16 protein-coding genes are annotated in these 18340 nt (G+C 66.0%); all 16 read left to right on the top strand.

From position 1 onward, the window contains the following. The first annotated feature begins 138 nt into the window (after nt 1–138). The 16 genes from WIX39_RS18030 (at nt 139) to WIX39_RS17955 (ending at nt 18328) form a co-directional block, all read left to right on the top strand. Entirely contained in the window at nt 139–1368 is a 1230-nt protein-coding gene (locus WIX39_RS18030) for a branched-chain amino acid ABC transporter substrate-binding protein (protein ID WP_081269442.1), read from the top strand. 219 nt (nt 1369–1587) lie between these two features. Beyond that, complete coding sequence (locus WIX39_RS18025; RefSeq protein ID WP_081269443.1) at nt 1588–2820, top strand: branched-chain amino acid ABC transporter substrate-binding protein; 1233 nt, start codon at nt 1588–1590, stop codon at nt 2818–2820. Between the two features lie 79 nt (nt 2821–2899). After that, nucleotides 2900–3853, top strand: a complete 954-nt coding sequence (locus WIX39_RS18020) for a branched-chain amino acid ABC transporter permease (RefSeq protein ID WP_081269444.1) — start codon at nt 2900–2902, stop codon at nt 3851–3853. Nucleotides 3854–3857: 4 nt separating this feature from the next. Then, entirely contained in the window at nt 3858–5186 is a 1329-nt protein-coding gene (locus tag WIX39_RS18015; protein ID WP_106934422.1) for a branched-chain amino acid ABC transporter permease, read from the top strand. After that, nucleotides 5183–5953 carry an ABC transporter ATP-binding protein gene (locus WIX39_RS18010; protein WP_081269446.1) on the top strand — a complete coding sequence of 257 codons (771 nt, stop codon included), beginning with the start codon at nt 5183–5185 and terminating at the stop codon, nt 5951–5953. Before WIX39_RS18015 ends, WIX39_RS18010 begins: the two co-directional genes overlap by 4 nt. Before the next feature lies 1 nt (nt 5954). After that, on the top strand, nt 5955–6650 hold the full coding sequence (locus tag WIX39_RS18005) for an ABC transporter ATP-binding protein (protein ID WP_093056893.1): 696 nt from the start codon (nt 5955–5957) through the stop codon (nt 6648–6650). A gap of 237 nt (nt 6651–6887) precedes the next feature. Further along, nucleotides 6888–8993 carry a 3-hydroxyacyl-CoA dehydrogenase NAD-binding domain-containing protein gene (locus WIX39_RS18000; RefSeq protein WP_409195528.1) on the top strand — a complete coding sequence of 702 codons (2106 nt, stop codon included), beginning with the start codon at nt 6888–6890 and terminating at the stop codon, nt 8991–8993. A gap of 28 nt (nt 8994–9021) precedes the next feature. Then, entirely contained in the window at nt 9022–10497 is a 1476-nt protein-coding gene (locus tag WIX39_RS17995) for a M20 family peptidase (RefSeq protein WP_409195527.1), read from the top strand. Between the two features lie 43 nt (nt 10498–10540). Next, nucleotides 10541–11716, top strand: a complete 1176-nt coding sequence (locus tag WIX39_RS17990) for an acetyl-CoA C-acyltransferase (RefSeq protein ID WP_081269450.1) — start codon at nt 10541–10543, stop codon at nt 11714–11716. A gap of 170 nt (nt 11717–11886) precedes the next feature. Next, nucleotides 11887–13740, top strand: a complete 1854-nt coding sequence (locus tag WIX39_RS17985; protein ID WP_409195526.1) for an acyl-CoA dehydrogenase — start codon at nt 11887–11889, stop codon at nt 13738–13740. After that, entirely contained in the window at nt 13740–13991 is a 252-nt protein-coding gene (locus WIX39_RS17980; RefSeq protein WP_081269452.1) for a hypothetical protein, read from the top strand. Before WIX39_RS17985 ends, WIX39_RS17980 begins: the two co-directional genes overlap by 1 nt. Before the next feature lie 15 nt (nt 13992–14006). Then, on the top strand, nt 14007–14309 hold the full coding sequence (locus WIX39_RS17975; protein WP_409195525.1) for a Dabb family protein: 303 nt from the start codon (nt 14007–14009) through the stop codon (nt 14307–14309). A 29-nt stretch (nt 14310–14338) separates the two neighbouring features. Then, on the top strand, nt 14339–15136 hold the full coding sequence (locus WIX39_RS17970) for an SDR family oxidoreductase (protein ID WP_081269454.1): 798 nt from the start codon (nt 14339–14341) through the stop codon (nt 15134–15136). Between the two features lie 9 nt (nt 15137–15145). Further along, the gene (locus WIX39_RS17965) at nt 15146–15610 is read left to right on the top strand and encodes a PaaI family thioesterase (RefSeq protein ID WP_106934426.1); all 465 of its coding nucleotides are present in this window, start codon (nt 15146–15148) and stop codon (nt 15608–15610) included. A 29-nt stretch (nt 15611–15639) separates the two neighbouring features. Continuing rightward, entirely contained in the window at nt 15640–16656 is a 1017-nt protein-coding gene (locus WIX39_RS17960; protein ID WP_081269456.1) for an NADP-dependent oxidoreductase, read from the top strand. Nucleotides 16657–16687: 31 nt separating this feature from the next. After that, a complete protein-coding gene (locus WIX39_RS17955) occupies nt 16688–18328 on the top strand; it encodes an isovaleryl-CoA dehydrogenase (protein ID WP_409195524.1) in 1641 nt (546 codons plus the stop codon). The last annotated feature ends 12 nt before the right edge of the window (nt 18329–18340 follow it).

Below are 18340 nucleotides of genomic sequence, written 5' to 3'. Positions count from 1 at the left end.
ACAGGCAAAGCCCTGCCGCACTGTCGCGCACGCGATAGGAAAGCCGCCCCGGCGGCTTTCCTTGCGGGCAATCCCTGTGCGGTGAAAAAAAGGGCGCTTGTACGCTGCGATCCCGCATAACGAAACTGGAGACTCCTCATGCAATTTGCTATCAAGTCAGTAGCTGCCTGCGCCATGTTGGTGAGCGTTACCGCTGCATTCGCGCAAAAGGGCGAGACCGTCAAGATCGCCTGGCTCGACCCTCTGTCCGGCCTCATGGCCGCGGTCGGCACCAACCAGCTCAAGACCACGCAATTCCTTGCCGAGGAGTTCAACAAGAAGAACCAGTCGGGCGTGAAGTTCGAGATCATCGCGCTCGACAACAAGCTCAGCCCGCAGGAGACCACCGCTGCGCTGCGCTCGGCGCAGGACCAGGGCGCCCGCTACATCATGCAGGGCAACGGCTCCGGCCCGGCGCTGGCCATCATCGACGCCATCGAGAAGAACAATTCGCGCAACCCCGGCAAGGAGTTGCTGTACATGAACTACGCGGCGGTCGACCCCGACCTGACCAACAGCAAGTGCAGCTACTGGCACTTCCGGGTCGACGCCGACACCTCCATGAAGATGGAGGCGCTGACCACCTGGATGAAGGACCAGCCCGACATCAAGAAGGTCTACCTGCTCGGCCAGAACTACGCCCACGGCGTGCAGGTGGCCAAGTTCGCCAAGGAAGACCTGAAGGTCAAGCGCCCCGACATCCAGATCGTGGGCGAAGACCTGCACCCGCTGGCGCAGGTGCGCGACTTCTCGCCCTACATCGCCAAGATCAAGGCCTCGGGCGCCGACACCGTCATCACCGGCAACTGGGGCTCCGACCTGTCGCTGCTCATCAAGGCGGCCAACGACTCGGGCCTGAACGTCAAGTTCCTCACCTACTACGCGCCGGGCGCCGGTACCCCCACGGCCATGGGGGCCACTTCGGACGGCAAGGTCTACACCGTGGCCTACGCCCACTACAACATGGGCGGCGAGATCCAGCAGCTCCTCAACGGCTACAAGAAGCGCATGAACGACGACCTGACGCAGTCGTCGATCTATCACGTGTTCGCGCTGCTCGACGCGGCCTTCGCCAAGACGAAGTCGACCGATCCGGTCAAGGTGGCGGCGGCGCTTGAGGGCATGAAGATCAAGAGCTTCAACGGCGAGGTCGAGATGCGCAAGTCCGACCACCAGCTGCAGCAGGGCCTGTACATCTCGCGCTGGGAAAAGGCCAGCGCCAAGTACCCCTACGACGCGGAGAACACCGGCTACACGAACGTGCCCGTGAAGTACTACGAGTCGTACGTGGCAAGCACGCCCACCACCTGCCAGATGAAGCGGCCCTGAGGCGTCCTGGCGCGCGTCCGCTCCAGCATTTCTACCCGCTGGTAGCAGCGGTCTACCCGCGGGTAGCAACTCGGGCGCCGCGCTGTCGCATGCGCGATAGAAACGGCCCCTTGCGGCCTCGCTCTTACGGGCATTCCCTGAGGGGAGGGGCTGCAATCGCTTGTACGCTCGTACAGCGTTTTGATTCGGTTCTGATTCGGTTTGACCAGGAGATATAGATTGAATTTCGCTCTGAAAATCGCTGCCGCAGCCGTCATTGCGGCCACCGCCACCGGTGCCCTCGCCCAGAAGGGTGAAACCGTCAAGATCGCATGGCTCGACCCGCTGTCGGGCCTCATGGCCGCGGTCGGGACGAATCAGCTCAAGACCTTCCAGTTCTTCGCCGAAGAGTTCAACAAGAAGAATGCCGCCGGCGTGAAGTTCGAGATCATCGGCATCGACAACAAGCTCAGCCCGCAGGAGACCACCAGCGCGCTGCGCTCGGCCCTCGACCAGGGCGCGCGCTACATCGTGCAGGGCAACGGCTCCGGCCCTGCGCTGGCCATCATCGATGCGCTCGAGAAGAACAATGCGCGCAACCCCGGCAAGGAAGCGCTGTACCTGAACTATGCGGCCGTCGACCCCGACCTGACCAACAGCAAGTGCAGCTACTGGCAGTACCGCTTCGACGCCGACACGTCGATGAAGATGGAAGCGCTGACCACCTACATGAAGGACCAGCCGGACATCAAGAAGGTCTACATCATCGGCCAGAACTATGCGCACGGCCAGCAGGTTTCCAAGTTCGCCAAGGAAGACCTGAAGCACAAGCGCCCCGACATCCAGATCGTCGGCGACGACCTGCATCCGCTCGCGCAGGTGCGCGACTTCGCGCCGTACATCGCGAAGATCAAGGCTTCCGGCGCCGATACCGTCATCACCGGCAACTGGGGCTCCGACCTCGCGCTGCTCATCAAGTCCGCGAACGACTCGGGCCTGAACGTCAAGTTCTACACCTACTACGCCGTGACCACCGGCACGCCGACCGCCATGGGCGCGGCGTCCGACGGCAAGGTCTATCAGGTCGGCTATGCCCACTACAACATGGGCGGCGACATGCAGAAGTACGCCGAAGACTTCAAGAAGAAGTTCAACGACGACCTCTACACCACCGACATCTACACCGTGTTCCAGGCCCTGACCGAAGCCTTCGTGAAGACCAAGTCGACCGACCCCGTCAAGGTGGCGGCCGCCATGGAAGGCATGAAGTTCAAGAGCTTCAACGGCGACGTCGAACTGCGCAAGGCCGACCACCAGCTGCAGCAGGGCCTGTACATCGCCCGCTGGGAAAAGGCCAGCGCCAAGTACCCGTACAGCCCGGAGAACACCGGCTACACGCTGGCCCCCGTGAAGTACTACGACGCCTACGTGGCCAGCACGCCCACCAGCTGCCAGATGAAGCGCCCCTCCTGATTTCGGGAGCGCGCCAACGCGGTCGAGGCCCGACTTCAACACTCGGGCCTTTTTCTTTTTTACCTGACACGAAAGACCGATGAACGTCGAATTCTTCGTCATCTCGCTGCTCAACGGCGTGAGCTACGGCTTGCTGTTGTTCATGCTGAGCTCTGGCCTCACGCTGATCTTCAGCATGATGGGCGTGCTCAATTTCGCGCACGCCAGCTTCTACATGCTGGGCGCCTACTTCGCCTACACGCTGTCGGGCATCGTCGGCTTCTGGCCGGCACTCTTCATCGCGCCGCTGCTGGTGTTCGTGCTGGGCGCGGCCTTCGAGCGCTACTGCCTGCGCCGCGTCCACAAGTTCGGCCACGTGCCCGAGCTGCTGGTGACGTTCGGTCTTTCGTACCTCATTCTCGAAATCGTGCAGCTGGTGTGGGGCCGTTCCACGGTGCCCTACGGCCTGCCGACGGCGCTGCAGGGGCCGCTCTTCACGCTCTACGGCACGCAGTTCCCCAAGTCGCGCTCGTTCATCATGCTGGTGGCGGTGCTGATGCTGGTGTCCGTGTGGCTGCTGCTCACGCGCACCCGCATCGGGCTGGTCATCCAGGCGGCGCTGAAGCACCCCGACATGGTCGAGGCGCTGGGCCACAACGTGCCGCGCGTGTTCATGCTGGTGTTCGGCGGCGGCGCCGCGCTGGCGGGGCTGGCTGGCGTGGTCGGCGGCAACACCTACGTCACCGAGCCGGCCATGGCGGGTTCGGTCGGCTCCATCATCTTCGTGGTGGTGGTGGTCGGCGGCATGGGCTCGCTGGCGGGCGCATTCCTGGCCTCGCTGATCATCGGCATCGTGCAGACCTTCGCGGTGGCCATGGACCAGTCGCTCGCGACCGGCCTGCAGGCGCTCGGCGTGGCCGTGACCGACCAGACCTTCGGCTACGAGCTGCTCAAGCTCACCATCTCGCAGGTGGCGCCCATTCTTCCGTACCTGTTCCTGGTGCTGATCCTCATCTTCAGGCCCAAGGGTCTTCTCGGAACCCGGGAGGACTGACGCCATGAATACTGCAACCACAACCGCTTCGACCTCCACGCCGGTGCGCTACTACCGGTTCAAGCCGCTGAACATCGGCCGCATCTTCATCTGGTCTTTCTTCGCGCTGCTGCTGATCGTGGCGCCGATGATCTTCACCAGCAGCCTGGCGCTCACCATGCTGTCGCAGATCGGCTACCTGATCATCATCTGCCTGAGCTACAACATCCTGCTGGGGCAGGGCGGCATGCTCAGCTTCGGGCACGCGGTGTACGTGGGCCTGGGCTCGTTCATCGCCATCCACGCCATGAACCTGGCGGGCGCCGGCAAGCTGCCGATCCCGCTGGTGCTGATTCCGCTCGTGGGCGGGCTCGGCGGCATGTTCTTCGCGGTGGTGTTCGGCTATGTGTCGACCAAGAAGTCGGGCACCACCTTCGCGATGATCACGCTCGGCCTGGGCGAGCTGGTGGCCGCGATGGCGCTGATGTTCCCCAGCTTCTTCGGCGGCGAGGGCGGCATCACCACCAACCGCGTGTACGGCACCTCGTTCTTCGGCATCAACTTCGGGCCGCAGAACCAGGTGTACTACCTGATCGCGGTGTACTGCTTCATCTGCACCGGGCTGATGTTCGCCTTCACCGGCACGCCGCTCGGACGCATGCTGAACGCGGTGCGCGACAACCCGGAGCGCGTGGAGTTCATCGGCTACAACACGCAGCGCGTGCGCTACTACGCGTTCATCATCGCGGGCTTCTTCGCGGGCATCGGCGGCGGCCTGGCGGCCATCAACTTCGAGATCGTGAACGCGGCCGACAGCCTGAACGGGCTGCGCTCGGGCAGCTACCTGCTGTTCACCTTCCTGGGCGGCGCCACCTTCTTCTTCGGGCCGATCATCGGCGCGGCGCTGCTGGTGTTCGCGCTGGTGCTGCTGTCCGAACTCAGCAAGGCCTGGCTGCTGTACGTGGGCCTGGTGTTCCTGCTGATGGTGATGTTCGCGCCCGGCGGCGTGGCCAGCCTGATCATGATGAACGTGCGCGTGGCGCTGTTCGGCAAGATCAAGCGTTTCTACCTGCTGTACGTGGGCCTGTTCGTCGGTGCGGGCGTGATGCTCGCGGGCGCGGCGGCCATCGTCGAGATGATCTATCACATGCAGCTGAACGCGGCGCTCGGCCCCCTGGTGCCGTTCGCGGGCCTGCAGCTGGACACCTCTTCGGCCACGAGCTGGATCGTCGCGGTGGCGCTGCTGGCGGTGGGCCTGGGCATCTTCGAGGTGTTCCGCAGGCGCTTCGCGAAGGCCTGGGGCCACGCGCAGGAAGAAATCGAAGCCGAGATCAAGCGGCGGGAGACGGCATGACCTATTCACTCGAACTCAAAGGCCTGCGCAAGAGCTTCGGCAAGACCGACATCATCCGTGGCGTGGACCTGGCCGTGACGGCCGGCGAGCGCATCGCCATCATCGGGCCGAACGGCGCGGGCAAGTCCACGCTGTTCAACCTGATCAGCGGGCGGCTCACGCCCACCAGCGGCGAGGTGCTGCTCAATGGCCAGCGCATCGACGGCATGAAGCCGTACGAGATCAACCGCATGGGCCTGTCGCGCAGCTTCCAGATCACCAACATCTTCCCGAAGCTCAGCGTGTTCGAGAACCTGCGCTGCGGCGTGCTGTGGAGCCTGGGCTACAAGTACACCTTCCTGCGATTTCTCTCGAACCTGGACGACGCCAACGAGCGCACCGAGGAGCTCATCAGGCAGATCGGCCTGGAGAAGAAGCGCGACGTGCATGCGGTGAACCTCACGTACGCCGAGCAGCGCGCGCTGGAGATCGGCGTGACCATCGCTGGCGGCGCCAGCGTGATCCTGCTGGACGAACCCACGGCCGGCATGAGCAAGACCGAGACTTCGCACTTCATCTCGCTCATCAAGCACGTCACCGTTGGCAAGACGCTGCTGACGGTGGAGCACGACATGGGCGTTGTCTTCGGCTTGGCCGACAAGATCGCGGTGGTGGTGTACGGCGAAGTGATCGCCTTCGACACGCCGGCTGCGGTGCGCGCGAATGCGCGCGTGCAGGAGGCGTACCTGGGCTCCTCGGTTGCCGACGCACAAGGGGCGGGACACTGACATGCTGAAGCTCAAAGACATCCACGCCTACTACGGCAAGAGCCATGTGCTGCATGGCGTTTCGTTCGACGTGAACCCCGGCGAGATCGTCGCGCTGCTGGGCCGCAACGGCTCGGGCCGCTCGACCACCGCCAAGGCCATCATGGGCCTGGTGCATGCCGAGGGCGGACTGCACTGGAAGGGGCAGGACATCCTGCGCCGCAAGGCGTATGAGATCGCGCACTTCGGCATCGGCTACGTGCCCGAGAACCGCGACATCTTTCCCAAGCTCACGGTGCACCAGAACCTGCTGCTGGGGCAGAAGGGCTCCGGCAAGGGCAGCCGCTGGTCGTTCGACGACATGTACGGCATGTTCCCGCGCCTGAAGGAACGCCAGCACACCGAGGCCGGCGTGCTCTCGGGCGGCGAGCAGCAGATGCTCACGCTGTGCCGCACGCTGATGGGCGACCCCGACCTGATCATCATCGACGAACCCACCGAAGGCCTCGCGCCCAAGATCGTCGAGCTGGTGGGGCAGTACCTGCGCACGCTGAAGGACAAGGGCATCTCGGTGCTGCTGATCGAGCAGAAGCTCACCATCGCCATGCAGATCTCGGACCGCGCGCTCGTCATGGGCCACGGCAGCATCGTGTTCGACGGCACCCCCGACAGCCTGCGCGCCGACGCCACCACTCGCAAGGAGTGGCTGGAGGTCTAGGCAAACCCCCAGGCTTCGCGCACTTCGTGTCGCTACGCCTTCCCCCTTGCAGGGGGCAACACCTGCGGCCCGGCGAAGCCGGTTCCGCGGTGTTTCCCGAAAGCTCCGCCCTCCTCAGGCGGGGCCTTGTCTCTACAGCGACTGCGTGCCATTGTCTGGCCTCGCGAAACGCCTAGAATCCCTGAAAAAGAACACTCGTGCTTTTTCTTCTTTTCTTCACACACCAAGGAACGCAGCATGACGGCTGAATACAAAGTGCTCGGCGATGTCGCCGTGATCACCATGACCAACCCTCCGGTCAACGGTCTCGGTTTCTCGACCCGCATCGGCATCACCGATGGCCTGGCCAAGGCCAATGCCGACGACGCCGTCAAGGCCATCGTCATCACCGGTGCCGGCAAGGCGTTCTCGGGCGGCGCGGACATCAAGGAATTCGGCACGCCCAAGGCGCTGCAGGAGCCCAACCTTCTCAGCGTGATCCTCGCGCTGGAAGCTTCGGCCAAGCCCATCGTCGCGGCCATCCATTCGGTGTGCATGGGCGGCGGCCTCGAGCTGGCGCTGGGCTGCCACTACCGCGTGGCTGCCCCGGGCACCAGCGTCGCGCTGCCCGAAGTCAAGCTGGGCCTGATCCCGGGTGCCGGCGGCACGCAGCGCCTGCCGCGCGTGGTGGGTGTCGAGACCGCGCTGAACATGATCGTCAGCGGCGAGGCTGTGAAGAGCGAACTGCTCGCGAGCCTGCCCGGCCAGAAGCTGTTCGACAGGCTGGCCGCCTCGCCCGAATCGGTGTTCGAAGAAGCCGTGGCCTTCGCCAAGAGCGTGGCCGGCAAGACCGGTGAAGCGCTGCCGCTGGTGCGCAACCTGCCTTGCAAGCACCCGCAAGGCGACGCCTACTTCCAGTTCGCCAAGAACATGGTCGGCGGCATGTCGAAGAACTATCCCGCGCCGCTGCAGTGCGTGGACGCCGTGCAGGCCGCCACCAAGATGAAGTTCGACGCCGGCATGGCCGAAGAGCGCCGCATCTTCACCGCGCTGATGTTCACGCCCGAATCGCTGGGCCTGCGCCACCTGTTCATGGCCGAGCGCGCCGCGAGCAAGATTCCCGATGTGCCCGAAGACACGCCCAAGCGCGAGATCAAGTCGGTCGGCGTGATCGGCGCCGGCACCATGGGCGGCGGCATCTCGATGAACTTCCTGAATGCGGGCATCCCCGTCAAGATCCTCGAGATGAAGCAGGAAGCGCTCGACCGCGGCGTTGCCACCATCAAGAAGAACTACGAAGCCCAGGTCAAGAAGGGCAAGCTCAAGCAGGACAAGTACGAGCAGCGCATGGCGCTGCTGAGCACCACGCTGAGCTACGACGACCTGAAGGACGCCGACCTGATCATCGAGGCCGTGTTCGAAGAACTCGGCGTGAAGGAGAAGGTCTTCAAGGAACTCGACCGCGTCGCCAAGAAGGGCGCGATCCTGGCCTCGAACACCTCTACGCTCGACGTCGACAAGATCGCATCGTTCACCGAACGTCCGCAGGACGTGGTCGGCATGCACTTCTTCAGCCCCGCCAACGTGATGAAGCTGCTCGAAGTGGTGCGCGGCAAGGCCACCGCCAAGGACGTGCTGGCCACGGTCATGGCCATCGGAAAGAAGATCAAGAAGACGGCCGTGGTCTCGGGCGTGTGCGACGGCTTCATCGGCAACCGCATGATCGAGCAGTACTCGCGCCAGGCCGGCTTCCTGCTGGACGAAGGCGCCACGCCGCAGCAGGTCGACAAGGCCATCGAGAAGTTCGGCTTTGCCATGGGTCCGTTCCGCATGGGCGACCTGGCCGGCAACGACATCGGCTGGGCGATTCGCAAGCGCCGCGCCGTCGAGCGCGCCGACATGAAGTACAGCCGCACGGCCGACAAGCTCTGCGAACTGGGCCGCTTCGGCCAGAAGACCGGGGCAGGGTGGTACGACTACCAGGCCGGCAAGCGTGACGCGATTCCGTCGGAACTGGTCAACAAGATGATCGAGGACCACCGCAAGGAACTGGGCATCACGCCGCGCAAGATTTCTGATGAAGAGATCGTGCAACGCCTGGTTTACGCGCTGGTGAACGAAGGCGCGCACATCCTGGAAGACGGCATTGCTTCGAAGTCGGGCGACATCGACATGGTGTACCTGACCGGCTACGGCTTCCCGATCTGGCGCGGCGGCCCGATGCACTACGCATCGCAGGTCGGCCTGTACAACGTGGCCGAGACGATGAAGCGCTTTGCCAAGAACCCGCGCGACGACGCCGAGTTCTGGCAGCCCGCGCCGCTGATCCAGAAGCTGGTGGCCGAAGGCAAGCAGTTCAGCTGATCCGCGAAGGCAAAGGGACCGACCGCCAATGTTGAAACGCATCTTCCTCGGGCTGCTGCTGGCAATCGTCTTGCTGGTGGCCGCCGTGGCGGTCAAGACCTGGACCACGCCGTCGCAGCAGCTGGCGGTGGCGCCCGCGCCCAAGCTGGACATCGACCTGCAGGCGGCCGCCAAACGGCTGTCCACGGCGATCACGTTCCGCACGGTGTCGGGCATGGACGACCCGGCCGCCAACGCGGCCGAGTTCGACAAGCTGCATGCCTACCTGGAGCAGCAGTTTCCCAAGGTGCACGCCACGCTCAAGAAAGAGGTGGTGGGCAACAAGGCGCTGCTCTACACCTGGGCCGGCACCGATCCGCAAGCCAGGCCCATCGCGCTGATGGCGCACCAGGACATGGTGCCCATCGCGCCGGGCACCGAGAAGGCCTGGACGGTCGACCCCTTCGCCGGCGAGATCAAGGACGGCTACGTCTGGGGCCGCGGCACGCTCGACAACAAGAGCAATCTCTTCGCGCAGATGGAAGCCATCGAGCTGCTCATCGGCGCCGGTTTCAAGCCGAGGCAGACCGTCTACCTCGTGATGGGCGACGACGAAGAGGTGAGCGGCCTGCGCGGCGCGCTGCCCATCGCCGAGCTGCTCAAGTCGCGCAACGTACGGCTGGACTGGGTGCTCGACGAAGGCCTGCTGGTGCTCGACGGCGTGCTGCCCGGGCTGAGCAAGCCGGCGGCGCTCATCGGCCTGGCGGAGAAGGGCTACGGCACCTTCTTCCTGTCGCTCGACACGGCGCCCGGCCATTCGTCGATGCCGCCGCAGCACAGCGCCATCGGCAGCATGAGCGCGGCGCTCGCACGGCTCGAAGCCAACCCGATGCCCGGCGGCATCAAGGGCATTGCCGGCCAGATGTTCGGCACCCTCGCACCCGAGATGAGCGGCGTGAACCGCGTGATGCTCTCGAACCTGTGGCTCACCGAACCCGTGGTGCGAGGCATTCTCGAGAAGAGCCCCAGCAGCAACGCCATGCTGCGCACGACCACCGCGCTGACCATCGTTCGCGCCGGCAACAAGGACAACGTGCTGCCCGGGCGCGCCGAGGCCGCCGTCAACTTCCGCATCCTGCCGGGCGACACGCTCGCCAGCGTCGAGGCGCACCTGCGCAAGCAGCTGGCCAACGACGACATCAAGATCAAGCAGTACCCGGGCAACGCGGAGCCTTCGCCCGTGTCGCCGACCGACAGCACCGGCTACCGCGCGATCCAGCAGGCCGTGCGCCAGAGCTTCCCCGACGCGGTGGTGGCCCCCGGCCTCATGACCGCCGCGACCGACTCGCGCCACTTCAGCCTCGTGAGCGATGCCGTCTTCCGCTTCTCGCCGTTCCGGCTGAAGGGCGAGGACCTGGCACGCATCCACGGCAACAACGAACGCCTGGCCATCTCGAACTACGGCGAGATGATCGGCTTCTATCACCAGCTCCTGAGCAACACCAACGCTGCTCCGGCGCAATGACGACAACCTCTTTTCCCTTCCATCTGCTTCAAAGGACCTCACCATGACCAGCGCCGTCATTGTTTCCACCGCCCGCACGCCGCTCGCGAAGAGCTGGAAGGGTGCCTTCAACATGACGCACGGCGCCACCCTGGGCGGCCATGCGGTCCAGCACGCGGTGCAGCGCGCCGGCATCGACCCCGCCTCGGTGGACGACGTCATCATGGGCTGCGCCACGCCCGAAGGCGCGACCGGCTCCAACATCGCGCGCCAGATCGCGCTGCGCGCCGGCCTGCCGATCACCACGTCGGGCATGACCATCAACCGCTTCTGCTCGTCGGGCCTGCAGACCATCGCCACCGCCGCCCAGCGCATCATCGCGGGCGAAGGCGAGGTGTATGTGGCCGGCGGCGTCGAGAGCATCTCGTGCGTGCAGAACGAAGCCAACAAGCACATGCTGGCCGATCCCTGGCTCGTGAAGCACAAGCCCGAGATCTACTGGAACATGCTGCAGACGGCCGAGCAGGTCGCCAAGCGCTACAACATCAGCCGCGACGCCATGGACGAATACGGCGCCGCCAGCCAGCAGAAGGCCACCGCCGCGCTGGAAGCCGGCCGCTTCAAGGAAGAGATCGCCCCCATCACCGTGCTGGCCGGCGTGGCCGACCCCGTGATGGGCCTGCGCACCAAGGAAGTCACCGTCGAGAACGACGAAGGCATCCGCCCCGGCACCACCAAGGAAGGCATCAGCGGCATCCGCCCGGCCATTCCCGGCGGCCTGATCTCGGCCGGCAACGCCAGCCAGTTCTCCGACGGCGGCGGCGCCTGCGTGGTGGTCGACGAGAAATACGCCGAGCAGAAGGGCCTGAAGCCCATGGGCCGTTTCCTCGGCTTCGCCGTGGCCGGCTGCGAGCCCGACGAAATGGGCATCGGCCCCGTCTTCGCGATTCCGAAGGTGCTCAAGCGCCTGGGCCTGACGGTCAACGACATCGACCTGTGGGAGCTGAACGAAGCCTTCGCGGTTCAGGTCATCTACTGCCGCGACAAGCTCGGCATTCCGGCCGACCGCCTGAACGTGGACGGCGGCGCCATCGCCGTGGGCCACCCCTACGGCGTGAGCGGCCAGCGCCTGACCGGCCACGCGCTCATCGAAGGCAAGCGCCGCGGCGCCAAGAAGGTCGTGGTCACGATGTGCATCGGCGGCGGCATGGGTGCCGCGGGCGTGTTCGAAATCATCTGACGCTCCCCCAGGCTGCGGCGCACTGCGTGTCGCCTTGGCCAACCCCCTTGCGGGGGCAACACCAGCGGCCCGGCGAAGCCGGTTCCGCGGTGTTCCACGAATGGGCCGGGCTTTGCCGGCCGACGAGCGCTGCCGGTGGAAGTCGGCAGTCTCAACATCAAGATCCGACCATGAGCCTGCGTTCCACCCTCGACTTCCTGCTCTACGACTGGCTCGACGCCGAGTCGCTCAACCAGCGCGAACGCTTTGCCGACCACTCGCGCGAGACCTTCGACGCGGTGCTGGATACCTGCGAGCGCATCGCGCGCGAGAAGTACGCGCCGTTCAACCGCACGGTCGATACGCAGGAGCCGCATTTCGACGGCGAGAAGGTCATCCTGCCGCAGGCCACGCACGACGCGCACAAGGCCTTCGTCGACTCGGGAATGATGAGCGCCGCGCAGGACTACGACATCGGCGGCATGCAGCTGCCCTACACGATGCAGGCCGCCGCCAACAGCTTCTTCGCGATGGCCTCGGTGAGCATCGGCTCGAACATGCTCACCAGCGGCAACGCCAACCTGCTGATGGTGCACGGCACCGAGATGCAGAAAGAGGTGTTCGCCAAGAACGAGTTCTCCGGCCGCTGGGCCGGCACCATGTGCCTGTCGGAGCCGCAGGCCGGCTCGTCGCTGAGCGACGTGGCCACGCGCGCCGTGCCCGACGGCGCCGACTTCCGGGACGACCCGCTGGGCCCGCGCTACCGCCTCACGGGCAACAAGATGTGGATCTCGGCCGGCGACCACGAGCTGACCGAGAACATCGTGCACATCGTGCTGGCCAAGATTCCCGACGAGAACGGCAAGCTGGTGCCGGGCACGCGCGGCATCTCGTTGTTCATCGTGCCCAAGCGCATGGTCGACACCCAGGGCAACCTCACGGGCCAGCGCAACGACGTGGCGCTGGCGGGCCTGAACCACAAGCTGGGCTGGCGCGGCACCACCAACACGCTGCTGAACTTCGGCGAGGGCAAGTACCCGGTCGACGGCAAGGCCGGCGCGGTGGGCTACCTAGTTGGCGAACCGGGCAAGGGCCTGCATTGCATGTTCCACATGATGAACGAGGCGCGCATCGGCGTCGGCACCGCCGCCACCATGCTCGGCATGGCCGGCTACCACGCCTCGCTCGAATACGCCAAGACCCGGCCGCAGGGCCGCTTGGTCAAGAAGCCCGAGGCCGCAGGCGCCGCGGTCGCCAAGGACTCGGCCGCGCCGCAGGTGCGCATCATCGAGCACGCCGATGTGCGCCGCATGCTGCTGGCGCAGAAGGCGTACTGCGAAGGCGCGCTGGCGCTGGAGCTGTACTGCGCCCGGCTGGTCGACGAGCAGAAGACCGGCGACGCCCAGGCCGCGGACGACGCGCGCCTGCTGCTGGAAGTGCTCACGCCCATCGCCAAGAGCTGGCCCAGCGAGTGGTGCCTGGAGGCCAATTCGCTGGCCATCCAGGTGCACGGCGGCTACGGCTACACGCGCGACTTTCCGGTGGAGCAGTACTGGCGCGACAACCGCCTGAACATGATCCACGAAGGCACCCACGGCATCCAGGCGGCCGACCTGCTGGGACGCAAGGTGCTGATGGAAAAGGGCCGCGGCCTGCAGCTGCTGGCCGGCCGCATGACAGCCACCATCGGCCGCACCGCCGAGGTGCCCGCGCTGGCGGCCCACGCCAAGGCGCTGGGCGCCGCGCTGCAGCGCATCGGCAGCGCGACCGAGGCCGCCTGGTCCACCGGCGACCCGGCGGACGCGCTGGCCAATGCGGTGCCCTACATGCAGGCCTTCGGCCACACGGTGCTGGCCTGGATCTGGCTGGACGTGGCCGGCAGGGCCCTGGAGAACGACGGTGAAAAGGCCAGGGCGGTAACAGCTGGCAAGATCGGCGCCACGGACTATTTCTTCCACTACGAGCTGCCGAAAATCGGTGCCTGGCTCAACGTGGTCGAAACCCGCGACCCGACCTGTACCGCTTTGCCCGAGGACGCCTTCTGATGGCCATCAACAATCCGCCGAATTCCACCCCCAACACCCCCGCAAACGCACCGAAGCCGCCCAAGCCGCATGCCCGCCTGGAGAAGTGGATCTGGATCCTGATCTACGGCGGCCTGTTCCTCGTGATCCTGGGCATTTCCACCGGCCGCACCGACGCCGCCCTGGGCTGGTCGATCGCCGTTCCCGGCGGGCTGGTTTCGCTGGTGGGCTTCGTGCTCATCTACGTGCGCTCGCGGCTGGGCAACAAGTAACCCGAGGACGACGCCATGCTCAAGCACATCGTGATGTGGAAGTTCAAGGAGCACGCCGAGGGCGCCGACAAGGCGACCAACCTGCGCAAGGCCAAGGCGCTGCTCGACGCATGCGCCAAGCTGTCGCCGGGCACGCACCGCTTCGAAGTGGCCATCGCCCAGCCCGGCCTGGAAGCCACCTACGACCTGATCCTGAACTCGGAATTCACCGACGCCGCCGCGCTCGCGGCCTATGCGGACCATCCGCAGCACTTGGCCCTGAAGCCATTCATCGGCGCCGTCCGCGAAGCCCGCCAGTGCATGGACTACGAGATCTGACCCAGAAACCGAACCCCGGAGACAACCCAATGACCGCCCGCACCGTCCAGAAACTCTTCGACCTCACCGGCAAGACCGCACTCATCACCGGCGGCTCGCGCGGCCTGGGCCTGCAGATGGCCCACGCGCTGGGCGAGGCGGGCGCGAAGATCATGCTGAGTTCGCGCAAGGCCGACGACCTGGAGCAGGCCGCGGCCGAGCTTCAGGCCGCCGGCATCGACGCACGCTGGATCGCCGCCGACTGCTCGAAGGAGGAGGACACCCGCCGCCTGGCCGACGAGACGCTGCAGCGCATGGGCGCGGTCGACATCCTCATCAACAACGCCGGCGCCAGCTGGGGCGCGCCGGCCGAAAACCACCCGGTCGAGGCCTGGGACAAGGTGATGAACCTCAACGTGCGCGGCTACTTCATCCTGTCGCAGCAGATCGCCAACGGCTACATGATCCCGAAGAAGACCGGGCGCATCATCAACATCGCCTCGATCGCCGGCCTGAACGGCAACCCGCCCGAGATGCAGACGCTGGCCTACAACACCTCGAAGACCGCGGTCATCGGCTTCACGCGCACGCTGGCCGCCGAATGGGGCAAGTACAACATCAACGTGAACGCGATCTGCCCGGGCTTCTTCATGACGAAGATGGCCGCCGGCCTGATCAAGTCGCTGGGCGAGGAAAAGATGGCCGCGCAGGCCCCGCTGGGCCGCCTGGGCGACGACGAAGACCTCAAGGGCCTGACGCTGCTGTACGCGAGCGATGCCGGCAAGCACATCACCGGCCAGTGGCTGGCAGTAGACGGCGGTGTGAGCGTGGTGCTGGGCGCCGCCTGAAAAACCGAAATGACAATTCCAGAATCCGACGACATCAACATCCGCTCGTACACGAGCCAGATTCCCTTTGCGCGCCACCTCGGCTTCGAGCTCACGAAGTTCGAGGGCGGCGAGTCCGAGATCGCCTACACCGCCAAGCCGGAGCACCTGAACACCTTCGACGTGACCCACGGCGGCGCCTGCATGACGCTGCTGGACATCGCCATGGCCGCGGCCGCGCGCAGCGTGTCGCCCGAGACCGGCGTGGTCACCATCGAGATGAAGACCAGCTTCATGCAGCCTTCCGTGGGGCCGCTGCGCGCGCGCGGCACGCTCATTCACCGGACGGCGACGCTGGCTTTCACGGAAGCCAAGATCTACGACGAGCAGGAGCGCGTGTGCGCCCACGCCACGGGCACCTTCAAGTACGTGAAGCGCCGCCTGCCGACCGGCCCCGCGAGCGCCAACGCCATGCGCCCGCCATCGACCGACTGACAGACACACACCCCACACCGGAGATACACATGCCCACCAACAAGCAGATCCACCTCGACAACCGCCCCGACGGCGAGGCCGTGGCGAGCAACTTCAAGCTCGTGACCGCGGAAACCCCGGCGCTCAAAGACAACCAGGTGCTGGTGCGCCACCACTACATGAGCCTGGACCCGTACATGCGCGGGCGCATGAACGACTCCAAGAGCTACGCGCAGCCGCAGCCGCTGGGGCAGACGATGCAGGGCGGCACCGTCGGCGAAGTGGTCGAGAGCAAGCACCCCAAGTACGCCGTGGGCGACAAGGTGGTCGGCTTCGGCGGCTGGCAGGAATACAGCGTGGTCGACGCTTCGCAGCCCGGCGCGCTGAAGAAGGTCGACACCACGCACGTGCCGCTGTCGCACTACCTCGGCGCGGTCGGCATGCCGGGCGTCACGGCCTGGTACGGGCTGGTGAAGATCATCGCGCCCAAGGCCGGTGAAACCGTGGTCATCACCGCCGCCAGCGGCGCCGTGGGCAGTGCCTTCGGCGCGCTGGCCAAGGCGCGCGGCTGCCGCGTGGTCGGCATCGCAGGCGGCCCCGACAAGTGCAAGTACGTGACCGACGAGCTGGGCTTCGACGCCTGCATCGACTACCGCCAGCACCCCGACGTCAAGTCGATGAGCGCGGCACTGAAGGAAGCCTGCCCGAACGGCATCGACGGCTACTTCGAGAACGTCGGCGGCTACATCTTCGACGCGGTGCTGCTGCGCGCCAACGCCTTCGCCCGCGTGGCGCTGTGCGGAATGATCGCTGGCTACGACGGCCAGCCGCTGCCGCTCGCGAACCCGGCGCTGATCCTCATCAACCGCATGAAGATCGAAGGCTTCATCGTCAGCGAACACATGGAAGTGTGGCCCGAGGCGCTCACGGAACTGGGCACGCTGGTGGGCACGGGCAAGCTCAAGCCGCGCGAGTCGATTGCGCAAGGCATCGAATCGGCGCCCGAAGCGTTCCTGGGCCTGCTCAAGGGCAAGAACTTCGGCAAGCAACTCGTCAAACTGATCTGAATGAGCTGAACGCACGGCAAGGAGGCCGGTCATGGACACCACGCACGAGGTATTCAACCAGCCCACGCCGCTGGTGGACTACAACCTCTTCGATACCAACCGGCCGCTTCGCGATGCGCTGAAGTTCAACGCGCCCGCGCTGCAGACCACGCAGCTGCATGAACTGGGCGCGACCCTCGGCTCGGCCGGCATGCAGGCGCATGCGCGGCTGGCCAACATCCACACGCCCGAGCTGCACACGCATGACCGCTTCGGCCGGCGCGTCGACGAGGTGGAATTCCATCCGAGCTATCACGCGCTGATGAGCGCCGCCTTGGGCGCGGGGCTGCACGGCACGCCGTGGACCGGCGCCTCGGCGTCGCCGCATGTGCTGCGCGCGGCCGGCTTCATGCTCTTCACCGAACTGGAGCCGTCGATTCTCTGCCCCATCTCCATGACCTACGCCGTCACGCCCGCGCTGCGCGGCAATGCCGGCGTGTACGCCGACTGGGGACCTAAGCTCGGCAGCCTCCGGTACGACCCGGCGCTCAAGCGCTTCAGCGACAAGCCCGGCGTGACCATGGGCATGGGCATGACCGAGAAGCAGGGCGGCTCCGACGTGCGGGCCAACACCACCCGGGCCGTGCGCGACGGCAGCGACGCCTGGGGCGAGCGCTACGCCATCACCGGCCACAAGTGGTTCTTCTCGGCGCCGATGTGCGATGCGTTCCTGGTGCTGGCGCAGGCGCCGGCCGGGCTCAGCTGCTTCTTCCTGCCGCGCGTGCTGCCCGACGGCACGCGCAACGCCATCCAGATCCAGCGCCTGAAGGACAAGCTGGGCAACAAGGCCAACGCCAGTTCCGAGGTCGAGTTCCAGGGCGCCAGCGCCTGGCTGGTGGGCGAGGAGGGGCGCGGCATTCCGCAGATCCTCGAGATGGGCACGATGACCCGGCTCGACTGCGCGCTGGGCACCAGCGGCCTGATGCGCCAGTCGCTGGGCATCGCGCTCAACCATGCGACGCAGCGCAACGCCTTCGGCAAGCCGCTGATCGAGCAGCCGCTCATGAAGAACGTGCTGGCCGATCTCGCGCTCGAAAGCGAAGCCGCCACGGCGCTGGCCATCCGCCTCGCGAGAGCCTTCGATCGCCAGGACGACGAGCACGAGCGCCTGATGGCCCGGCTGCTCACGCCCGTCGCCAAGTTCTGGATCTGCAAGCGCGGCAGCCACTTCGCGCAGGAGGCCATGGAATGCCTCGGCGGCAACGGCTATGTGGAAGAGGGCGGCGAAGGCATCATGGCCCGCATCTACCGCGAGATGCCGCTCAACTCCATTTGGGAAGGCGCAGGCAACATCATGGCGCTCGACCTGCTGCGCGGCCTGCGCAAGGGCGACGCGATTGCCGCGCTGACGAAGGAACTGGCGCCCGCGCGCGGCCAGCACGCGGCGCTCGACCGTCTTTCCGATGCGCTGCCCGCGCGCATCGAGGCGATGGCATCCGAAGCAGAGGCGCGCCGCCTGGCCCAGGACGTGGCGTTGGCCGTGCAGGCATCGCTGCTCGCGCAGACCGCACCGGCGGCGGTGGCCGGTGCCTTCTGCGCATCGCGCCTCGGCGGCGACTGGGGCAACGCCTTCGGCACGCTCGGCGCCGGCACCGATTTCGATTCGATCATTCAGCGCGCGCAGCCCCGTTGAGCGTGCGCCGGG

The sequence above is a fragment of the Variovorax sp. AB1(2024) genome (assembly GCF_037482385.2).
GTDB lineage: Bacteria > Pseudomonadota > Gammaproteobacteria > Burkholderiales > Burkholderiaceae_C > Variovorax.
Note: the sequence above shows the minus strand (reverse complement) of the source record. Positions and strands in the feature narration are given on the sequence as shown.